Source organism: Devosia sp. (assembly GCF_014860165.1).
Taxonomy (GTDB): domain Bacteria; phylum Pseudomonadota; class Alphaproteobacteria; order Rhizobiales; family Devosiaceae; genus Devosia.
Map to the genome: position 1 here is coordinate 73,113 of NZ_JACZKG010000018.1, position 14,623 is coordinate 87,735.

The 14,623-nt window shown below is 62.1% G+C and carries 15 protein-coding genes and 1 pseudogene; 12 read left to right on the forward strand and 4 right to left on the reverse strand.

The features are described from left to right. Nucleotides 1-81: 81 nt before the first annotated feature. The 3 genes from IH615_RS05105 (at nt 82) to IH615_RS05115 (ending at nt 4,173) form a co-directional block, all read left to right on the forward strand. On the forward strand, nt 82-1,062 hold the full coding sequence (locus IH615_RS05105) for an SIS domain-containing protein (protein WP_291360341.1): 981 nt from the start codon (nt 82-84) through the stop codon (nt 1,060-1,062). A gap of 157 nt (nt 1,063-1,219) precedes the next feature. After that, nucleotides 1,220-2,671, forward strand: a complete 1,452-nt coding sequence (locus IH615_RS05110) for an aspartate ammonia-lyase (protein ID WP_291360343.1) — start codon at nt 1,220-1,222, stop codon at nt 2,669-2,671. Between the two features lie 92 nt (nt 2,672-2,763). Further along, nucleotides 2,764-4,173: an MmgE/PrpD family protein gene (locus IH615_RS05115; RefSeq protein WP_291360345.1), complete on the forward strand. Its 1,410-nt coding sequence runs from the start codon at nt 2,764-2,766 to the stop codon at nt 4,171-4,173. Between the two features lie 732 nt (nt 4,174-4,905). Here the strand turns inward: IH615_RS05115 and IH615_RS05120 are convergent. Beyond that, the gene (locus IH615_RS05120; protein ID WP_291360347.1) at nt 4,906-5,793 is read right to left on the reverse strand and encodes a hypothetical protein; all 888 of its coding nucleotides are present in this window, start codon (nt 5,791-5,793) and stop codon (nt 4,906-4,908) included. A 770-nt stretch (nt 5,794-6,563) separates the two neighbouring features. On the opposite strand from IH615_RS05120, the gene IH615_RS05125 reads away from it, so the two are divergent. Both IH615_RS05125 and IH615_RS05130 read left to right on the forward strand, forming a co-directional pair. Beyond that, complete coding sequence (locus IH615_RS05125) at nt 6,564-6,779, forward strand: helix-turn-helix domain-containing protein (RefSeq protein ID WP_291360349.1); 216 nt, start codon at nt 6,564-6,566, stop codon at nt 6,777-6,779. A 117-nt stretch (nt 6,780-6,896) separates the two neighbouring features. Further along, a pseudogene (locus tag IH615_RS05130) lies at nt 6,897-7,061 on the forward strand (JAB domain-containing protein); the annotation flags it as partial. Here IH615_RS05130 and IH615_RS05135 read toward each other — a convergent pair. Together IH615_RS05135 and IH615_RS05140 are read right to left on the reverse strand one after the other, a co-directional pair. Beyond that, complete coding sequence (locus IH615_RS05135; protein WP_291360351.1) at nt 7,053-8,294, reverse strand: GNAT family N-acetyltransferase; 1,242 nt, start codon at nt 8,292-8,294, stop codon at nt 7,053-7,055. The pseudogene IH615_RS05130 and the gene IH615_RS05135 overlap by 9 nt on opposite strands. 117 nt (nt 8,295-8,411) lie before the next feature. After that, complete coding sequence (locus IH615_RS05140) at nt 8,412-9,146, reverse strand: cytochrome c biogenesis protein CcdA (RefSeq protein WP_291360353.1); 735 nt, start codon at nt 9,144-9,146, stop codon at nt 8,412-8,414. Between the two features lie 390 nt (nt 9,147-9,536). On the opposite strand from IH615_RS05140, the gene rpe reads away from it, so the two are divergent. From rpe to IH615_RS05165, 5 genes are read left to right on the forward strand one after another with little or no spacing between them, the layout of a single operon-like run. Beyond that, a complete protein-coding gene (gene rpe, locus IH615_RS05145) occupies nt 9,537-10,217 on the forward strand; it encodes a ribulose-phosphate 3-epimerase (RefSeq protein ID WP_291360354.1) in 681 nt (226 codons plus the stop codon). Between the two features lie 31 nt (nt 10,218-10,248). Continuing rightward, nucleotides 10,249-11,583, forward strand: coding sequence for an adenylosuccinate lyase (purB, locus tag IH615_RS05150; protein ID WP_291360356.1), 1,335 nt, complete (start codon nt 10,249-10,251; stop codon nt 11,581-11,583). Next, nucleotides 11,583-11,996: a GNAT family N-acetyltransferase gene (locus tag IH615_RS05155; RefSeq protein WP_291360358.1), complete on the forward strand. Its 414-nt coding sequence runs from the start codon at nt 11,583-11,585 to the stop codon at nt 11,994-11,996. Before purB ends, IH615_RS05155 begins: the two co-directional genes overlap by 1 nt. After that, nucleotides 11,993-12,544 carry an alpha/beta hydrolase gene (locus IH615_RS05160; RefSeq protein WP_291360360.1) on the forward strand — a complete coding sequence of 184 codons (552 nt, stop codon included), beginning with the start codon at nt 11,993-11,995 and terminating at the stop codon, nt 12,542-12,544. The genes IH615_RS05155 and IH615_RS05160 overlap by 4 nt, the downstream gene beginning before the upstream one ends. Next, nucleotides 12,541-12,951 (forward strand): GNAT family N-acetyltransferase, encoded by a 411-nt coding sequence (locus IH615_RS05165; RefSeq protein ID WP_291360362.1) that lies wholly within the window; start codon nt 12,541-12,543, stop codon nt 12,949-12,951. Before IH615_RS05160 ends, IH615_RS05165 begins: the two co-directional genes overlap by 4 nt. A gap of 64 nt (nt 12,952-13,015) precedes the next feature. On the opposite strand, the gene IH615_RS05170 is transcribed toward IH615_RS05165, so the two are convergent. Continuing rightward, nucleotides 13,016-13,339: a DUF1476 domain-containing protein gene (locus tag IH615_RS05170; protein WP_291360364.1), complete on the reverse strand. Its 324-nt coding sequence runs from the start codon at nt 13,337-13,339 to the stop codon at nt 13,016-13,018. Nucleotides 13,340-13,563: 224 nt separating this feature from the next. Here IH615_RS05170 and purC point away from each other — a divergent pair, with 224 nt between their 5' ends. Both purC and purS read left to right on the forward strand, forming a co-directional pair. Beyond that, nucleotides 13,564-14,328: a phosphoribosylaminoimidazolesuccinocarboxamide synthase gene (gene purC, locus IH615_RS05175; RefSeq protein WP_201652970.1), complete on the forward strand. Its 765-nt coding sequence runs from the start codon at nt 13,564-13,566 to the stop codon at nt 14,326-14,328. Nucleotides 14,329-14,348: 20 nt separating this feature from the next. Then, nucleotides 14,349-14,591: a phosphoribosylformylglycinamidine synthase subunit PurS gene (purS, locus tag IH615_RS05180; RefSeq protein ID WP_291360366.1), complete on the forward strand. Its 243-nt coding sequence runs from the start codon at nt 14,349-14,351 to the stop codon at nt 14,589-14,591. The last annotated feature ends 32 nt before the right edge of the window (nt 14,592-14,623 follow it).

The window sequence follows — 14,623 nt, forward strand, 5'->3', positions numbered from 1 at the left end:
TTGACCCTCTATGCATTGGAGTATACCAACAGCCCCGGTTCAACTCAGGCCGGACAGTCCGGAAGATTAGGGGAAACATCTATGACTTCGACCATCGAAGCGGCGATCGGAGCTGCAATTGCCGCCATCGAAGCGCGCGGCAAGCCGGCCAACGTGTATTTCGTTGCTTTGGGCGGTTCATTCTCACAAATGAACGCCGCCAAGTACGCCATGGAACGCGAAGCGAAAACTATCGCTGCTGACGCCTACAGTTCGGCAGAGTTCATCGCACGCAACTCGCCTCGCCTCGGAAGCTCAAGCGTCGTTGTGTTGTGCTCCAAGTCAGGGGACACGCCCGAGACCGTCGCCGCAGCCCGCCATGCCAAGGAAAAGGGCGCGTATACGATCGGGCTTACGATCAAGGGCGATTCACCCTTGGCCCAGGCCGTCGATACACGTGTCGATTACGATGCCACCCCCGACGCCGGTTCGGCGGACATCCCTTCGGCGATCGTGCTACGCATTGCCTTCGGCATTCTCGCGGCTTTCGAGGCCAACCCGAAGCTCAGTGCTCTTAACGAGGGCCTGGCCAAGCTTCCCGGCGTCGTTGCGGCCGAACACGCTAAGCATCGGCAAGCAACACTCGATTGGGCTCAGCAGCGCAAGCGGGAGCCGGTGATGTACACGATGGCTAGCGGGTCGAACTATGGGGTAGCCTACCTTTGGGCGTGCTGCATCCTGCAGGAGATGCAGTGGATTCACTCACAAGCCATTCACTCCGGCGAGTATTTCCACGGTCCGTTCGAGATCACTGACTCCGATATACCGTTCGTGGTCCTGAAGGGCCTCGGGAACTGTCGTCAAATGGACCAGCGGGCGGTCAATTTCGCAGGGAAGTTCAGCGAGAAGGTTCTTGAGCTGGACGCCCAGGACTTCGATTTCGAGGGCATCGACGAAGGTGTTCGCGAATATCTCACTCCCTTCGTCTTCCTCCCTTTGCTCCGGACTTACGCCGTAGCGCTTTCGGAAGCACGCGGCCATCCGCTGACGGTACGCCGCTACATGTGGAAGATGGACTACTGACGACCGTACTGCGGTCTCGCATCGAGGTTGCCTGTGCTGGAGCCTTGCCTCGCACAGGCAACTAATCGCCCTGCTCTCCCGGCGTGAATCTCGTCGCCACACCACGGCAGAGACCTCGCCGGCGACACCACCACCTGGGTCCCTAGGAAGTCTAGCCATGGCACACCGTACAGAACCGCGGCGTCCAACTCGGGTAGAGCACGACTCGTTGGGCGACGTAGAAGTGCCACTGCACTCTTACTATGGTGCCCAGACCGCCCGGGCGCTCGAGAACTTCCGGATTTCCGATATTCCGATCGGCCATTTCCCGGTCTTCATCCGATCCCTGGCCATGATCAAAATGGCGGCCGCTCGCGCGAACCGGCGTATCGGCGACCTGCCCCAAGACAAGTGCGATGCCATCGTTCAGGCCTGCCAGGATATCGTCAACGGCGGCTTGAGCGATCAATTCGTGCTCGACGTTTTCCAGGGTGGGGCTGGGACGTCGACCAACATGAACATGAACGAGGTGATCGCAAACCGGGCTTTGGAATACTTGGGCCGGAGTAAGGGGGAATACGAATACCTCCACCCGAACAACGACGTGAACCTCTCCCAGTCGACCAACGACGTGTATCCGACAGCCATCCGCCTTGCGGTTCGCTTCGCCTATGTCGAACTCTCCCGCGCTCTGGTCCGTCTGGCTCGAGCGTTCGAACGGAAAGCTGATGAATTCGCCAGCGTCGTCAAGCTCGGGCGGACCCAGCTCCAAGACGCTGTCCCCATGACTCTCGGGCAAGAGTTCATGGCATTTGCGGTTACTTTGCACGAAGACGTCGCCCGCCTCGACGAGGCCGCGGCACTTTTGATGGAAGTCAATCTTGGCGGCACGGCGATAGGAACAGGCATCACTGCGGATCCTGCCTACGCGGCAACGGTGATCGAGGAGTTGAGTGCACTGGCTGGCCTGAAGGTCGTCGGCGCCGCCAATCTGGTGGAGGCCTGCTGGGATACCGGCGTCTTCGTGCTCTTTTCGGGAACCCTCAAGAGGACTGCCGTCAAGCTGTCCAAGATCTCCAACGACCTGCGTCTCCTCTCCAGCGGACCGCGCGGTGGCTTCGGCGAGATCAACCTCCCTCATATGCAGCCGGGATCGTCGATCATGCCCGGGAAGGTGAACCCAGTTATACCCGAAATGGTCAACCAGGTCGCCTTTCAGGTCATCGGGTCCGACCTCGTGGTGACGCTCGCGGCCGAAGCGGGCCAGTTGCAACTGAATGCGATGGAGCCGGTCATCGTCTTCAATCTACTTCAGTCTATCTCGCTCATGGCCAACGCGGTGAATACCCTCACCGACAGGTGCATCGTCGGTATCACCGCCAATCCGGAGAACTGCCTGCGCCACCTGGAGTCGAGTACCGCACTGGCCACGGCACTAACCTCCCTGCTCGGGTACGAGGAATCTGCGCTGTTGGCGCACGAGATACTGTCGACGGGCAAGACCATGCGGCAACTGCTGGACGAACGGGCAGGTCTTTCGCCCGAATTGGTCGAGCAGGCGCTCGACACTTTTGCGATGACCAGACCATCGCGGCTGCGGCCGAAGGCCAGGACCACCGCACCAAGATGACCAAACTTCGCGTGTCCTTCCGAACTTCGTGAACTGGATTCGCCGGATCCGCGCCCAACACCCAGTCGTCCTACAGCTCAAGGTTTAGCCCCATGACACCTCGTCAATCCCCTGCTCAGGGGGGAATTGTCCCGCAGCTCTGCGAGATCGTCGCCGCACGCCAACGGGTGCCCTATGCAGCACCGGCGGAACTAGTGCGGGTGGTGCCGGACATTCTGGCGGTAACGCTCGGCGGCAGTCTGACTGGACCGGCCCTGTCCCTCGCCGGTCTATCGTCGACCGGGGATGCTGCCGGATCTGCCCGCCTTTGGGGCCATGGTCGGGCCGTCTCCGTTCGGGACGCCGTCCTGGCAAATACCTTCGCCGCCCACGCGTTGGATTTCGACGACGACGAGACCGAGACCGCAATGGCGCACATGTCGGTCACACTCGTGACTGCCGCCCTCACATCGTGTGATGCAGCGATCGGGCCGGTTTCCGGCCAGCGCCTTTTCGCGGCATGCGCGGCCGGCTACGACGTCGCAATGGCGGTCGGAGAGTTGACCAACCCTGGGATGTACAGGGCCGGCTGGCATGCGAGCGCAACGCTAGGAGTATTCGCATCGGCTGCCGCCTGCGGCGCTCTGGCGAACCTCTCACCCGACCGCATGGCGGTCGCCTTCGCGCTTGCCGCCTCTTTGGCCAGCGGCGTCCGTGGTGCTTTCGGGGGAGACGGTAAACCGCTTCAAGTCGCCCAGGCGGCCGCATCGGGCTTGCTCGCCGTGCAGTTGGCGCAGCGTGGCTTCAGCGCCCCCGAGGATGCGCTGAGCGGTGCCCGAGGATTCCTGGGGGTACACGGTGCGGTCGGACGATCATTCGGGACACCGGTGGCGTTTCCGCCTCCAGGATTCGTGGTCAAGGCCTATCCAACGTGCACTGCCACCCACGCCGCGGTAGCGGCGGTACTCGACGCCGCTACCGACGTAGCGGACGGGGATTCCATCCAGCGGATCGAATGTGCCGTCGACGCCTTCGTCCCGACCATCCTGCTGCAGGGCACTCCTTCGACGCCCGACCAAGCACGATTCAACATGGCGTACTGCCTCGCCCGTGCGGCGATCGATCGACGACTTGGACCGGACGCTTTCAGGCCGGGTGCCCTGACGAATTCCGACGTGCTAGACCTGATGAACCGCGTGGAGGTAACGGCGGCGCACGACCTACCGAAAGGTCCGAGTGGCATCTCTACAGGCGCTCATGTCGTGCTTCACACCCGTGCTGGCGTGACCATTTCGCGCACTCGCACCACCGCTCCCGGCAGCGTCACTTCACCTCTTTCCGACGACGAACTGTTGGCTAAATTCAGCTTGTGTCTAGAGCCGTTCGTTACGCGAGTTGAGGCGGCAATGCACTTCGAGGCGCTCCTTAGGCTGCCGGACGCCGATGACGTCATGACGATACTCGGGCCCCTGTTCGATCTTGTTTACATTGCGCGCGGGAATGGCCGAATGGTAACTCAGTAAGCGCTCGACTGCGCAAATGACCCTCGGACCCCCGGTTTGACGGACTGCCGACAGAGGCAGTGGGCGCCCATGTTCCAGGCAATCACGTCGAAGAAGTTCCCACAGTCGACATGTCATCGACTCTTTAGGAAATACGGCGGGACTAAGGGATCATCGCGAGCGTTCGCTTGGCTTTGTCGCTGGTTCTAGGCAGCACCACATGCACCGACGAAGCAAGAGCTTCGCTCAAACGCCGGACCTTTCCTGCCGCTCACTGGGTCTGAGCCGGCCGGGTGCCCTTTGGGCAGCGAAGGACCAAATGGGAATGCGGTCCCAGGTGCTGCGGGCTATGCCGCCCGGCGAAGAGTAAACTGGCCTATTGGACTTTATCCATCGGGCTGAAGGCTGAATGGACCTTCGATCGCCAGCGGCGACCATCTGGCGGGTCGGTCGCGATGCTCAGTGTGCGGCTGGTATCATACGATCTTTTCACTTGAGCATGCCACAAAGACTATAGGTCCGCGGTACACACTGTGCAGGCTTCGACCCTTTCCCGGGTGATGATCAGATTGAGGCCATCCGCTTTAGACAGTTCAGGGGGCAGCGGCGGGACAACCGAGGGTTTGGGCGAAGGCCGCTTTCGACCCCATTTCGGCCTTCCGATCTTCTTTGACCGCATTGGCGCGCAGCGACGATGGTGTGGCCTCGTCGTATGTGCTAGCCGTTCGATGGCAAAATCCACCGAACTCGTAGTTAGTCGATGGGACGCTTGGGATTCCTATCGTGAAAGGACACCTTTGCGTTCTCCCAACGACCGACAGACTTCAACAGTGGGCCAATCTCCGTGGCCTTGACCTTCACCCGGTAGCGGTCGTTTAGGGCCGTTCGCAATGTTGCGATGTGTGAACTTCTTGCTTCTACCACTGGGATAGGAGCAGCCACGGCCCAGTAAGATGCCATGGCGACAATTCGGCCATCTCCAAGGACGCTCAGCATCCTTTGATCAATGGCTACCGCAGCCTTATAGTAGGCATCCGATGCGAGGATCGCGTGTCTCGGCCGCCATGACACCGGTTTACCGAGCGAAGTCGCTGGGATAGCCGGTTTCCATTTCGCCTTTGCCCGTGGCGTTGAACTGGCCAATACATCAGCAAGTCCCTTCTCGACGCTCAGGTCTACCAGTTCGGCATTTGCCCGGCCCATCTGGTGAACTATGCAGTTTCTAGCGCAGTCAAAAAACCGGACTAGGTCGAGCGATGGCCTGTCGGACGAGGCAATCGACAAGCGAACCAGAACACGTTCGATCAGATCGGCCTTCGTCTGGGCGGGCGCTGAGATGCCTGCTCTGTCGAGCTCGGCTATGACACCCTGCAGAAAGTCCTCAAATGCGGAGGCCGCCCGCACGATACCCAACTCCGCAAGCAACTCCACGGCCGCATCTCCGTCCGTCGACGAAGACCACTGCTTTGGTTCGCCCCACGGTTCGTCACCGTAGGGCAAGGCAACGGCAACGTCGTTGCCTAGGCCATCGGACATCACCTTGTTAAGTGAGCCATAGAGCAGTTTGACTCGCCTGTTGAAAGCGTTGTGGTGGTCGATGATGCGTCGTAGGGGTTCGCTAACCGCTCTCGTGGTGTCCACAGAGGTTCCTCCAAAACGTCACGTCGGGGTCTGCGTCAATCCAGTTAATAGCGGGGCATTAGCAATGACCGCAGTTGGTGCCAAGCAGTCATTAGCACCTCGATACCGGACTGGCCGCCGCCCCCAATAGCAGCCCACACTAGACATCGAGTGGTCGCCCACCTTTAAGAATTCGCCCAAGGTCGATGAATGGCCGAAAATGGGCTTGCTCCGTTCCGTGCATCCCTAGAGCAGCCAGGGCCGCCCCACAATATTCATGGTGTGCGAACTCTCAATGTAGGCCCGGCCGCGCGTTCTCTCCGCACCGCTCCAGCGCGCGCTACGCTATCCAATCATGCAAAACCGTTTCAAAAACCGTTTCAGCTCGTCATTCTGAAACGGTGAAATCCAGCTAAGTCTTTGAAAATATTGGCGCGCCCTAAGAGATTCGAACTCCTGACCCCCAGATTCGTAGTTTGGAGGTTCTTGAGATTTGGCGCACCCGACACGTTCGAACGTGTGGACTTGGTCCTCGGAAGGCTTCGGCGCATCCCATCCGACTGACTAGCGCGCCTACTCCCCGGCCTTTTTCGCGCCGACAGCCCGAAATGGCTCTAGGGTAGTTAGTGCCCCCTTCTCTCTCAAAGCAAAGTTCCCGTAGAGGTGCGTGAGGCGTCGGTATCGACAGGTGGTCTCACTGAAGATCGCCTTGTGGATGCCTCACAGCGGATCGTCTCGGTGTTCACGGTACGCGCATCGATCGCCCCTACCGAGGTTGTTTGAGGTGCAAGATGACTGAACCACTGTATCTGACGCCAGAAGAAGTGACTGAGCGATTTCGAGGCGCCGTATCCACCGGGACGCTTGCCAACTGGCGAGCAATGCGCGTCGGGCCAGCCTTCGTGAAGATTGGGAAGTCTATCGTCTATCCTGTGTCCGACCTCAACGAATGGGCAAATGAGCAGACCGTTAAGTGCCGTGCGACAAATCGACTCAACGGGAAGTAGGATGAGCAAGCGTGACCCTTACGAATTGAGTTTGCGCACGCCCCCGGAGGCCGCCCCCACCTCCGCAAATCTTTTGATTTTCTGCTTGTGAATCAACTAGATAAAAAGATGAAACGGATGATGCACAACCACCCCTCGGGCGACCCGGCCCCATCGTCGGCCGATGTGCGGATGACGCGAGAAATATCCGACATCGCCAAGCCGCTGGGCATAACGCTGCACGATCACATCATCATCGGCAAATCGGGCCACGCCTCGCTGCGCGGCCTCAAGCTACTCTGATTTTTCGGTAGCCACCGGGGGTTTCGCTCCGGTCACGCGGTCGAACAGTTGCCGCGCGCCGCGCACGGCCGCCTTTAGATGCGGATTGGCCTTGATGGCGGCACGCGCCACCTGGAATGCCCGGTGGGCCTTGACCACCACGCCGCCCTGCGGCGTCAGCCCGATATAGTGCTGCCGCAGTGGCGCCTGCACATTGCACCAGTGGCGCTTTTCGTCGGTATAGCCGCTGCCCATGTCGAAGATGCGGATGCCCTGGTCGAACACGGTCTGCATCACGCGCAGCAGGCACTGCTTGCCGGGCGAACCGTTCTGGATCGCGGGATCATCGCTCATCGAGGAGATGAGGCAGAACATGCGCTCGTTGTGGACGACATTGTAGCGCACCGCGACAATGTCGCCGTTGAGCCGCAGGACATGCAGCCGCACGTCGACGCCCGAACCGGCCTTGGCCAGCTCGTGGTAGAAGCCGATCAGCCGGTCATGCACGAAAGTGTCGCGGATGCCCATGGCCTTGAAGCGGGCCGAGCGCTGGGTGAACATGGTCTCTATGGCGCGGGTCGTGTCGGCGCCGTTGCGGACGTCCTCGAAGCCGACCTCGCCCATGGCAGCCAGCCGGTCGCCCTGCTGCCGGTCATGCTTGCGGCGGGACTTGCTGCGCTGCAGCCGGTCGCATTCCTCCCAGCTCGAATATTCAGAGCGGTAGAGCGTCTCGACGGCCAGGGTGGACCCCAGTTCGTCGAAGAGTCCGGTGTGCCCACCCACATCCATGGGGATGGATCGCAGATAGACCGCGTCCGCGCCGGTGAGCTGTTGCGTCATCGCCGACCAGAGCTGGCGGCGGCCTTCCGCGCCCAGCGCGGCCAGGCGGTCATAGTCGGCAATCGGCGCGTAGCAGCCGGCATTGGCGCCGGGAAACCAGGTGAAGACCGGCAGGCCATGGACCCGCTTGCGATGCAGCGGCAGCAGCGCCACTGCCTGCCCATCGACCCGGCCGACAACGTAGCGCTGGTGCGATTGCGGCACCTTGCGGTCGGCCACCCACAGGCGGATGAAATCGTAGCTCTGGCCCGGAGACTCGATATTGCCGGCAGTCAGCTCGCGCCAGACGGTCTCGACAGCCTCGATCCGGTCAGCGACCTCGACCGCGATCTCGCCGCGCATGGCGACGGGCGCCGCCGCATCGCTGCGGGCGCCGGGCTCAAGAGCTGCGTCGGCTGTGTTTGTTATCAGCATGGGCCCCACTCGTGTCGGGTTGCACTCTGCCCCGACGGAGTAAATCAGTGCTGAACTTTGGCGCTGCAAATCGGCGCCCGACCAGAAACTTGGCGCAGGGTTAAGCCCGGCTTACCTTCAGCCGAAATTCGCCAGGACCGGAAAGGTCTCGAGGAACCAGTAGGAGAGCCGGGTAAAATTGCCGGTCAAGAACAGCACGCCCGTCACCACCAGCAGGCCGCCCATGACGCGTTCCACCGTATGCAGGTGCTTCTTGAAGCCGTGGAAGAAGGCGAGGAACGGCCCGAGGGCAATACCGGCAAGGAAGAAGGGCACACCCAGCCCCAGCGAATAAAGGCCCAGCAGCCCGGCCCCTTCCCAGGCCGTATCGCGGCTGGCCGCGACCGACAGCACCGCAGCCAGCACCGGCCCGATGCACGGCGTCCAGCCGATGGCAAAGGCGAGGCCGAGCAGGAAGCCGCCCAGCGGCCCGCTGGCGGCGCCGGGCCCATTGTGGCGCAACTGCCGGTCGAGAATGCCGATGCGATAGACGCCCAGGAAATGCAGCCCCATGCCGATAATGAGCACGCCGGCGATCGGGGTGAGGATGGGCAGCGCCTGCCGGAAGGCCTGGCCGAAGGCCGTGGCGGTGGCGCCCAGCGTGATGAAGACTACGGAAAAGCCGAGAATGAAAAACAGCGACGTGAAGGCGACCCGCCGCTGCAACGCGGCCGCGCCGACATCATCAGCCCGCAACTGCTCGAAGCTCGCGCCACTCATATAGGTGAGATAGGGCGGCACCAGCGGCAAGACGCAGGGCGAGAGAAAGCTCAGCACCCCGGCGCCGAACACCAATGGCAGAGAAAATTCCACGAGGCTGACGCTCCTGTTGCGCCGCTGTTCTACCGCGTCGCCGCTGCAAAGCAATGAGCCGCGCTGACGCATCCCTGGTTTGTGAAGGTATGTGGCGTTGGCGCGATAGGAGTACGTAGCTGCGCCAGCAAGCTGTGATGTCCGGTCACCCCCTCATCCGGTGCTACGCGCCACCTTCTCCCGCAAGGGGAGAAGGTTCCCGACTGAGACTCGTGTGGTCGCCTTCTCCCCTTGCGGGAGAAGGTGCCCGTAGGGCGGATGAGGGGGTGTCCGCCGCCCTCGGGGCGTTGTCGCACCTGTGGCAGCGGTGTCACCCCCACCCTGCCCTTGCCCAGCGCCGCCTCAAACTATATGGCAGGGGCGTGCTCCTCCCCTGGCAAGGCAGCCCTCATGACCACGCGACCCATCCGCATCGCCCCGTCCATCCTGTCGGCCGATTTTGCACGGCTGGGTGACGAGGTTGCCGCCGTCGATGCGGCCGGGGCCGACTACATCCATGTCGACGTCATGGACGGGCATTTCGTCCCCAATATCAGCTTTGGCGCCGTGGTCATGAAGGCCATTCGCGCGGTGACCACCAAGCCCTTCGACGTGCACCTGATGATCGCGCCCGTCGATGCCTATCTCGGTGACTTCGCTGCCGCCGGCGCCGATATCATCACCGTGCATGCCGAGGCCGGTCCACACCTGCACCGCTCGCTGCAGGCTATCAGGGCCCTCGGCAAGAAGGCCGGCGTGGCGATCAATCCGGCAACGCCGGTTTCGGCCATCCAGCATGTCATCGACGATGTCGACCTGGTGCTGGTCATGTCGGTCAATCCCGGCTTTGGCGGGCAGAGCTTCATCCCCGAGAGCCTCAATAAGCTGCGCCAGGCCAAGGCGCTGATCGGCGGCCGGTCCATCGACCTCGAAGTCGATGGCGGCGTCACCGCAGACAATGCCCGCGCCATTGCCGATGCCGGCGCCAATGTGCTGGTCGCCGGCTCATCGATCTTTGCCGGCAATGACAGTGCCACCTATGCCGACCGCATCGCCGCCATCCGCCACGCGGCGACCAGCCGCGTCGCTTGACTCAGTTTCTGAACCCGAAAGCCCTAAGCCCATGATTCCGCGCTATTCCCGCCCCGAAATGGTCAGCATCTGGTCGGCAGAGACCCGCTTTGCCATCTGGTTCGAGATCGAGGCGCATGCCACCACCAAGTTGGGCGAACTCGGCGTAGTGCCCAAGGAGTCGGCCCAGAACATCTGGGACGTCATGAATGCCCGCAAGGCCGAAAAGGGTGACTACGGCTTCGATGTCGCGCGGATCGACGAGATCGAGCGCACCACCAAGCACGACGTCATCGCCTTCCTGACCCATCTCTCCGAAATCGTCGGCCCCGACGCCCGCTTCGTGCATCAGGGCATGACCAGCTCGGACATCCTCGACACCACGCTGTCGGTGCAGCTGGCCCGTGCCGCTGACCTTCTCATCGCTGACGTCGATGCCCTGCTCGCAGCGCTCAAGCGCCGCGCCTTCGAGCACAAGCACACCATCACCATCGGCCGCAGCCATGGCATTCATGCCGAGCCAACCACGTTCGGCGTCAAGCTGGCCGAGGCCTATGCCGAGTTCACGCGCAACCGGGCGCGCCTCGTCGCGGCGCGCGCCGAAATCGCCACGGCCGCCATTTCCGGCGCCATCGGCAGCTTTGCTAATATCGACCCACAGGTCGAAGAATACGTGGCCGAAAAGCTAGGCCTGAGCGTCGAGCCGGTTTCGACCCAGGTGATCCCGCGCGATCGCCACGCCATGTTCTTCGCCACGCTGGGCGTGGTCGCCAGTTCCATCGAGCGTGTCGCCATCGAAATCCGTCACCTGCAGCGCACCGAAGTGCTCGAAGCCGAGGAGTTCTTCTCCCCCGGCCAGAAGGGCTCTTCGGCCATGCCGCACAAGCGCAATCCGGTGCTGACCGAAAACCTTACTGGCCTCGCCCGACTCGTGCGCGGCATGGTGACCCCGGCGCTGGAAAATGTCGCCCTCTGGCACGAGCGCGATATCTCGCACTCCTCGGTGGAGCGCATGATCGGCCCCGACGCCACGGTGACGCTCGATTTCGCGCTGGCCCGCCTCACCGGCGTCATCGACAAGCTGGTGGTCTATCCCGAGAACATGCGCAAGAATCTGGACCTTCTCGGCGGGCTGCACAATTCGCAGCGCGTGTTGCTTGCGCTGACCCAGGCCGGCTACTCCCGGGAGGACAGCTACGCCGCCGTGCAGCGCAACGCCATGAAGGTCTGGGAAATGCGCGGCGACCGTGCCGGGCAGTTCGCCCGGAACCTTAAAGAAGACCCGGAAGTGACTCTGAGCGATGCGCAAATCGACGCCATGTTCGATGACGCCTATCACCTCAAACATGTCGACACGATCTTCAAGCGCGTGTTTGGCGAGGCGTGATGAGCATTATCTGCGCCCAGGAAACCGGCCTCACGGCCGAAGAGTACATCGCCTGCGTCGGTCAATCGGCGCTCGGCCCCACCCGGCCGCTGAGCAATACCGAACGGGTGCAGGCCTATCTCGACAATTCCAACATCGTCGTCACGGCGCGCGATGCGGGCGGGACGCTGGTCGGCCTGTTCCGCGGCATGACGGACTGGAGCTGGATCTGCTACTGCGCCGATATGGCGGTGGTGGAAAGCCATCAGGGCCAGGGAATCGGCGCCCTGCTGATGGACAAGGCGGCTGAGGTCGTGGGGCCCGGCGTCACCATTACGCTGCTCGCTTTGCCCGGCGCCGAAGGCTTCTACCAGAAGATCGGCCTGACCCAGACCAGTGCCGCCTTCTATCGCGACAGGACGCATCGCACGTGAAGATTTCCGAATGTGACATCCTGATCCTGCCCGGGCTCGGCAATTCAGGTCCCGGCCACTGGCAGGTGCGCTGGGCCGAACGCATGTCCAGCGCCGCCATCGTCGAGCAAGCCGACTGGGACGAGCCCGACCTGGATGACTGGGTCCAGACCATCGACCAGGCCTGCCGTCTGACCACCAGGCCGGTCGTGCTGGTCGCGCATTCGCTGTCGACTATTGCCGTTGCCCATGCGGCGCCGCGCCTGCCCGACAATGTGCGCGGCGCCTTCCTCGTTTCCGTGCCGGACCTCGAACTGAGCCCTGAGGCGCCCGAGGAGACCTTCGGCTTTCGGCCGATCCCGCGCGACCCCCTGCCCTTTCCCTCGATGCTGGTGGCATCGAGCAATGACCCGCTCTGCACCATCGACCGCGCCGTCGAATACGCCACCTGTTGGGGTTCGGATTTCCACCAGGCAGGTGAAGCCGGCCATATCAACACCGCCTCGGGCCACGGGCCCTGGCCCGAGGGGCTGCTGATGTTCACGCGGCTGATGCAGAGGCTCAGGTGAGCGAATACGAACTGATAACAGCCACGCCCGGCATCGATGACTACCGGCGGCTGCGGAAGGTGAGCGGCCTCAGCGAAAAGACACAGGCCGCAGCAGAAGCCGGCCTGCCCAACAGCTGGTTTGCCGTGACCATCAGGCACGAGGGACGCACTGTCGGCATGGGCCGCATCATTGGCGATGGCGGCACGGCCTTCCAGATCGTCGACATCGCTGTGGAACCCGAGCATCAGGGCCAGGGCCTGGGCAAGCGGATCATGACTGCGCTGGTCGACCACCTGCGGACCAACGCCCCCGCCAGCGCCTATGTCAGCCTCATCGCCGATGGAGATGCCAGGCATCTTTACGCCAAGTTCGGCTTCGAGCCGGTCATGCCCGCCTCCATTGGCATGGCGCTCTGGGTCGGCTGATCAGGCGAAAGTAGAGGGCGCCGGCCTGTGGCCGACGCCCCTCAATATTCCCATACTGACGCGATCAGCCCTCGGCGGCGATCTGCTCGTTGGCGACATTCACCAGCTGCGCCATCTTCTGGCGAATCACGTCGTCGCCGATGCTGAGGCCCTTGGCCTTGAGGTCGCCGGAAACCTTGCGGAAGACGTCCTCGTCGCCGGCTTCCTCGAAGTCGGCGGCCACAACCTCGGCGGCATAGGCCTTGGCTTCATCGCCGGTCAGGCTCATCAGTTCGGCCGCCCAGATGCCCACGAGCTTGTTGCGGCGGGCTTCCGCCTTGAACTTTTTCTCCGCATCGAAGGCAAACTTGGCCTCCTGGCCCTTCTGCCGATCCTCGAACTGGCTCATGCAACTCTCCCGCTTGGCTTCCTATCTTACCGCCTCTCCGGCGCTTGCCAATCGACATAGGCGGTTCGCCACGCCAAAGCAACGGGCGCAGGCGCGCTGCGACCTTATGCACGACGCAGCGCATCGCCATCGGGCCGGCTCATGCGAAAGAGCTTGCATTTTTGCTCGGTTCTGGCGCATGAAGCGGCCAAATTCTCCCTCCTTCCAACGGTCCCGGATTCCCAATGAACCGTCGTCGCAAAATCTACGAGGGCAAGGCCAAGATCCTGTTCGAAGGTCCTGAGCCGGGCACTCTGGTTCAGTATTTCAAGGACGACACCACCGCCGGTGATGGCGCCCGCCACGAAATCATCGATGGCAAGGGCGTGCTGAACAACCGGATTTCCGAGTTCGTGTTCACCAAACTCAACGGCCTGGGCATCCCGACTCACTTCATTCGCCGCATCAACATGCGCGAACAGCTGATCAAGGAAGTCGAGATCATCCCGCTCGAGATCATCGTGCGCAACTACGCAGCCGGTTCGCTGGTGAAGCGCCTCGGCCTCGAGCCGGGCACGCAGTTGCCGCGCTCGATCATCGAGTTCTGCTACAAGGACGATGCTCTGCATGACCCCATGGTCAGCGAAGAGCACATTACCGCCTTTGGCTGGGCCACCCCGGCCGAGCTCGACGACATCATGAGCCTGGCCATCCGCGTCAACGACTTCCTGACCGGCCTCTTCATGGGTGTCGGCATCCAGCTCGTCGATTTCAAGATCGAATGCGGCCGCCTCTATGAAGGCGACCTGATGCGCATCGTGCTGGCCGACGAAATCAGCCCCGACAGCTGCCGGCTGTGGGACATCAAGACCCGCAACAAGATGGACAAGGACCGCTTCCGCGAAAACCTTGGCGGGCTGATCGAGAACTACCGCGAAGTCGCACAGCGGCTTGGCATCCTGGTCGAAACCGACAATGCGCTGACCACCGGTCCGCGTCTGGTCCAGTAAGCGTTGTCAGGAGCGGCACAATGAAGGCGCGCGTCACCGTCACCCTCAAGAACGGCGTTCTCGATCCCCAGGGTCAGGCGATCGAAGGCTCGCTCAAGAGCCTCGGTTTTTCCGGTGTTGCATCCGTGCGACAGGGCAAGGTCTTCGACCTTGTCCTGGACGGAACCGATGAGGCAACCGCACGTTCAGCCCTCACCAGCATGTGTGAGAAGTTGCTGGCCAATACCGTGATCGAAAACTACGCGGTCGAAATCTCAAATTAACGCCTTGCGGCTATAACCTGCATCGCGCCGTA

Bases quoted from the DNA above. Each gene is read 5' to 3' on its own strand.
- IH615_RS05105 (WP_291360341.1), top strand. From the start codon at position 82: ATGACTTCGACCATCGAAGCGGCGATCGGAGCTGCAATTGCCGCCATC.
- IH615_RS05110 (WP_291360343.1), top strand. From the start codon at position 1,220: ATGGCACACCGTACAGAACCGCGGCGTCCAACTCGGGTAGAGCACGAC.
- IH615_RS05115 (WP_291360345.1), top strand. From the start codon at position 2,764: ATGACACCTCGTCAATCCCCTGCTCAGGGGGGAATTGTCCCGCAGCTC.
- IH615_RS05125 (WP_291360349.1), top strand. From the start codon at position 6,564: ATGACTGAACCACTGTATCTGACGCCAGAAGAAGTGACTGAGCGATTT.
- IH615_RS05135 (WP_291360351.1), bottom strand. From the start codon at position 8,294: ATGCTGATAACAAACACAGCCGACGCAGCTCTTGAGCCCGGCGCCCGC.
- rpe (WP_291360354.1), top strand. From the start codon at position 9,537: ATGACCACGCGACCCATCCGCATCGCCCCGTCCATCCTGTCGGCCGAT.
- purB (WP_291360356.1), top strand. From the start codon at position 10,249: ATGATTCCGCGCTATTCCCGCCCCGAAATGGTCAGCATCTGGTCGGCA.
- IH615_RS05155 (WP_291360358.1), top strand. From the start codon at position 11,583: ATGAGCATTATCTGCGCCCAGGAAACCGGCCTCACGGCCGAAGAGTAC.
- IH615_RS05170 (WP_291360364.1), bottom strand. From the start codon at position 13,339: ATGAGCCAGTTCGAGGATCGGCAGAAGGGCCAGGAGGCCAAGTTTGCC.
- purC (WP_201652970.1), top strand. From the start codon at position 13,564: ATGAACCGTCGTCGCAAAATCTACGAGGGCAAGGCCAAGATCCTGTTC.
- purS (WP_291360366.1), top strand. From the start codon at position 14,349: ATGAAGGCGCGCGTCACCGTCACCCTCAAGAACGGCGTTCTCGATCCC.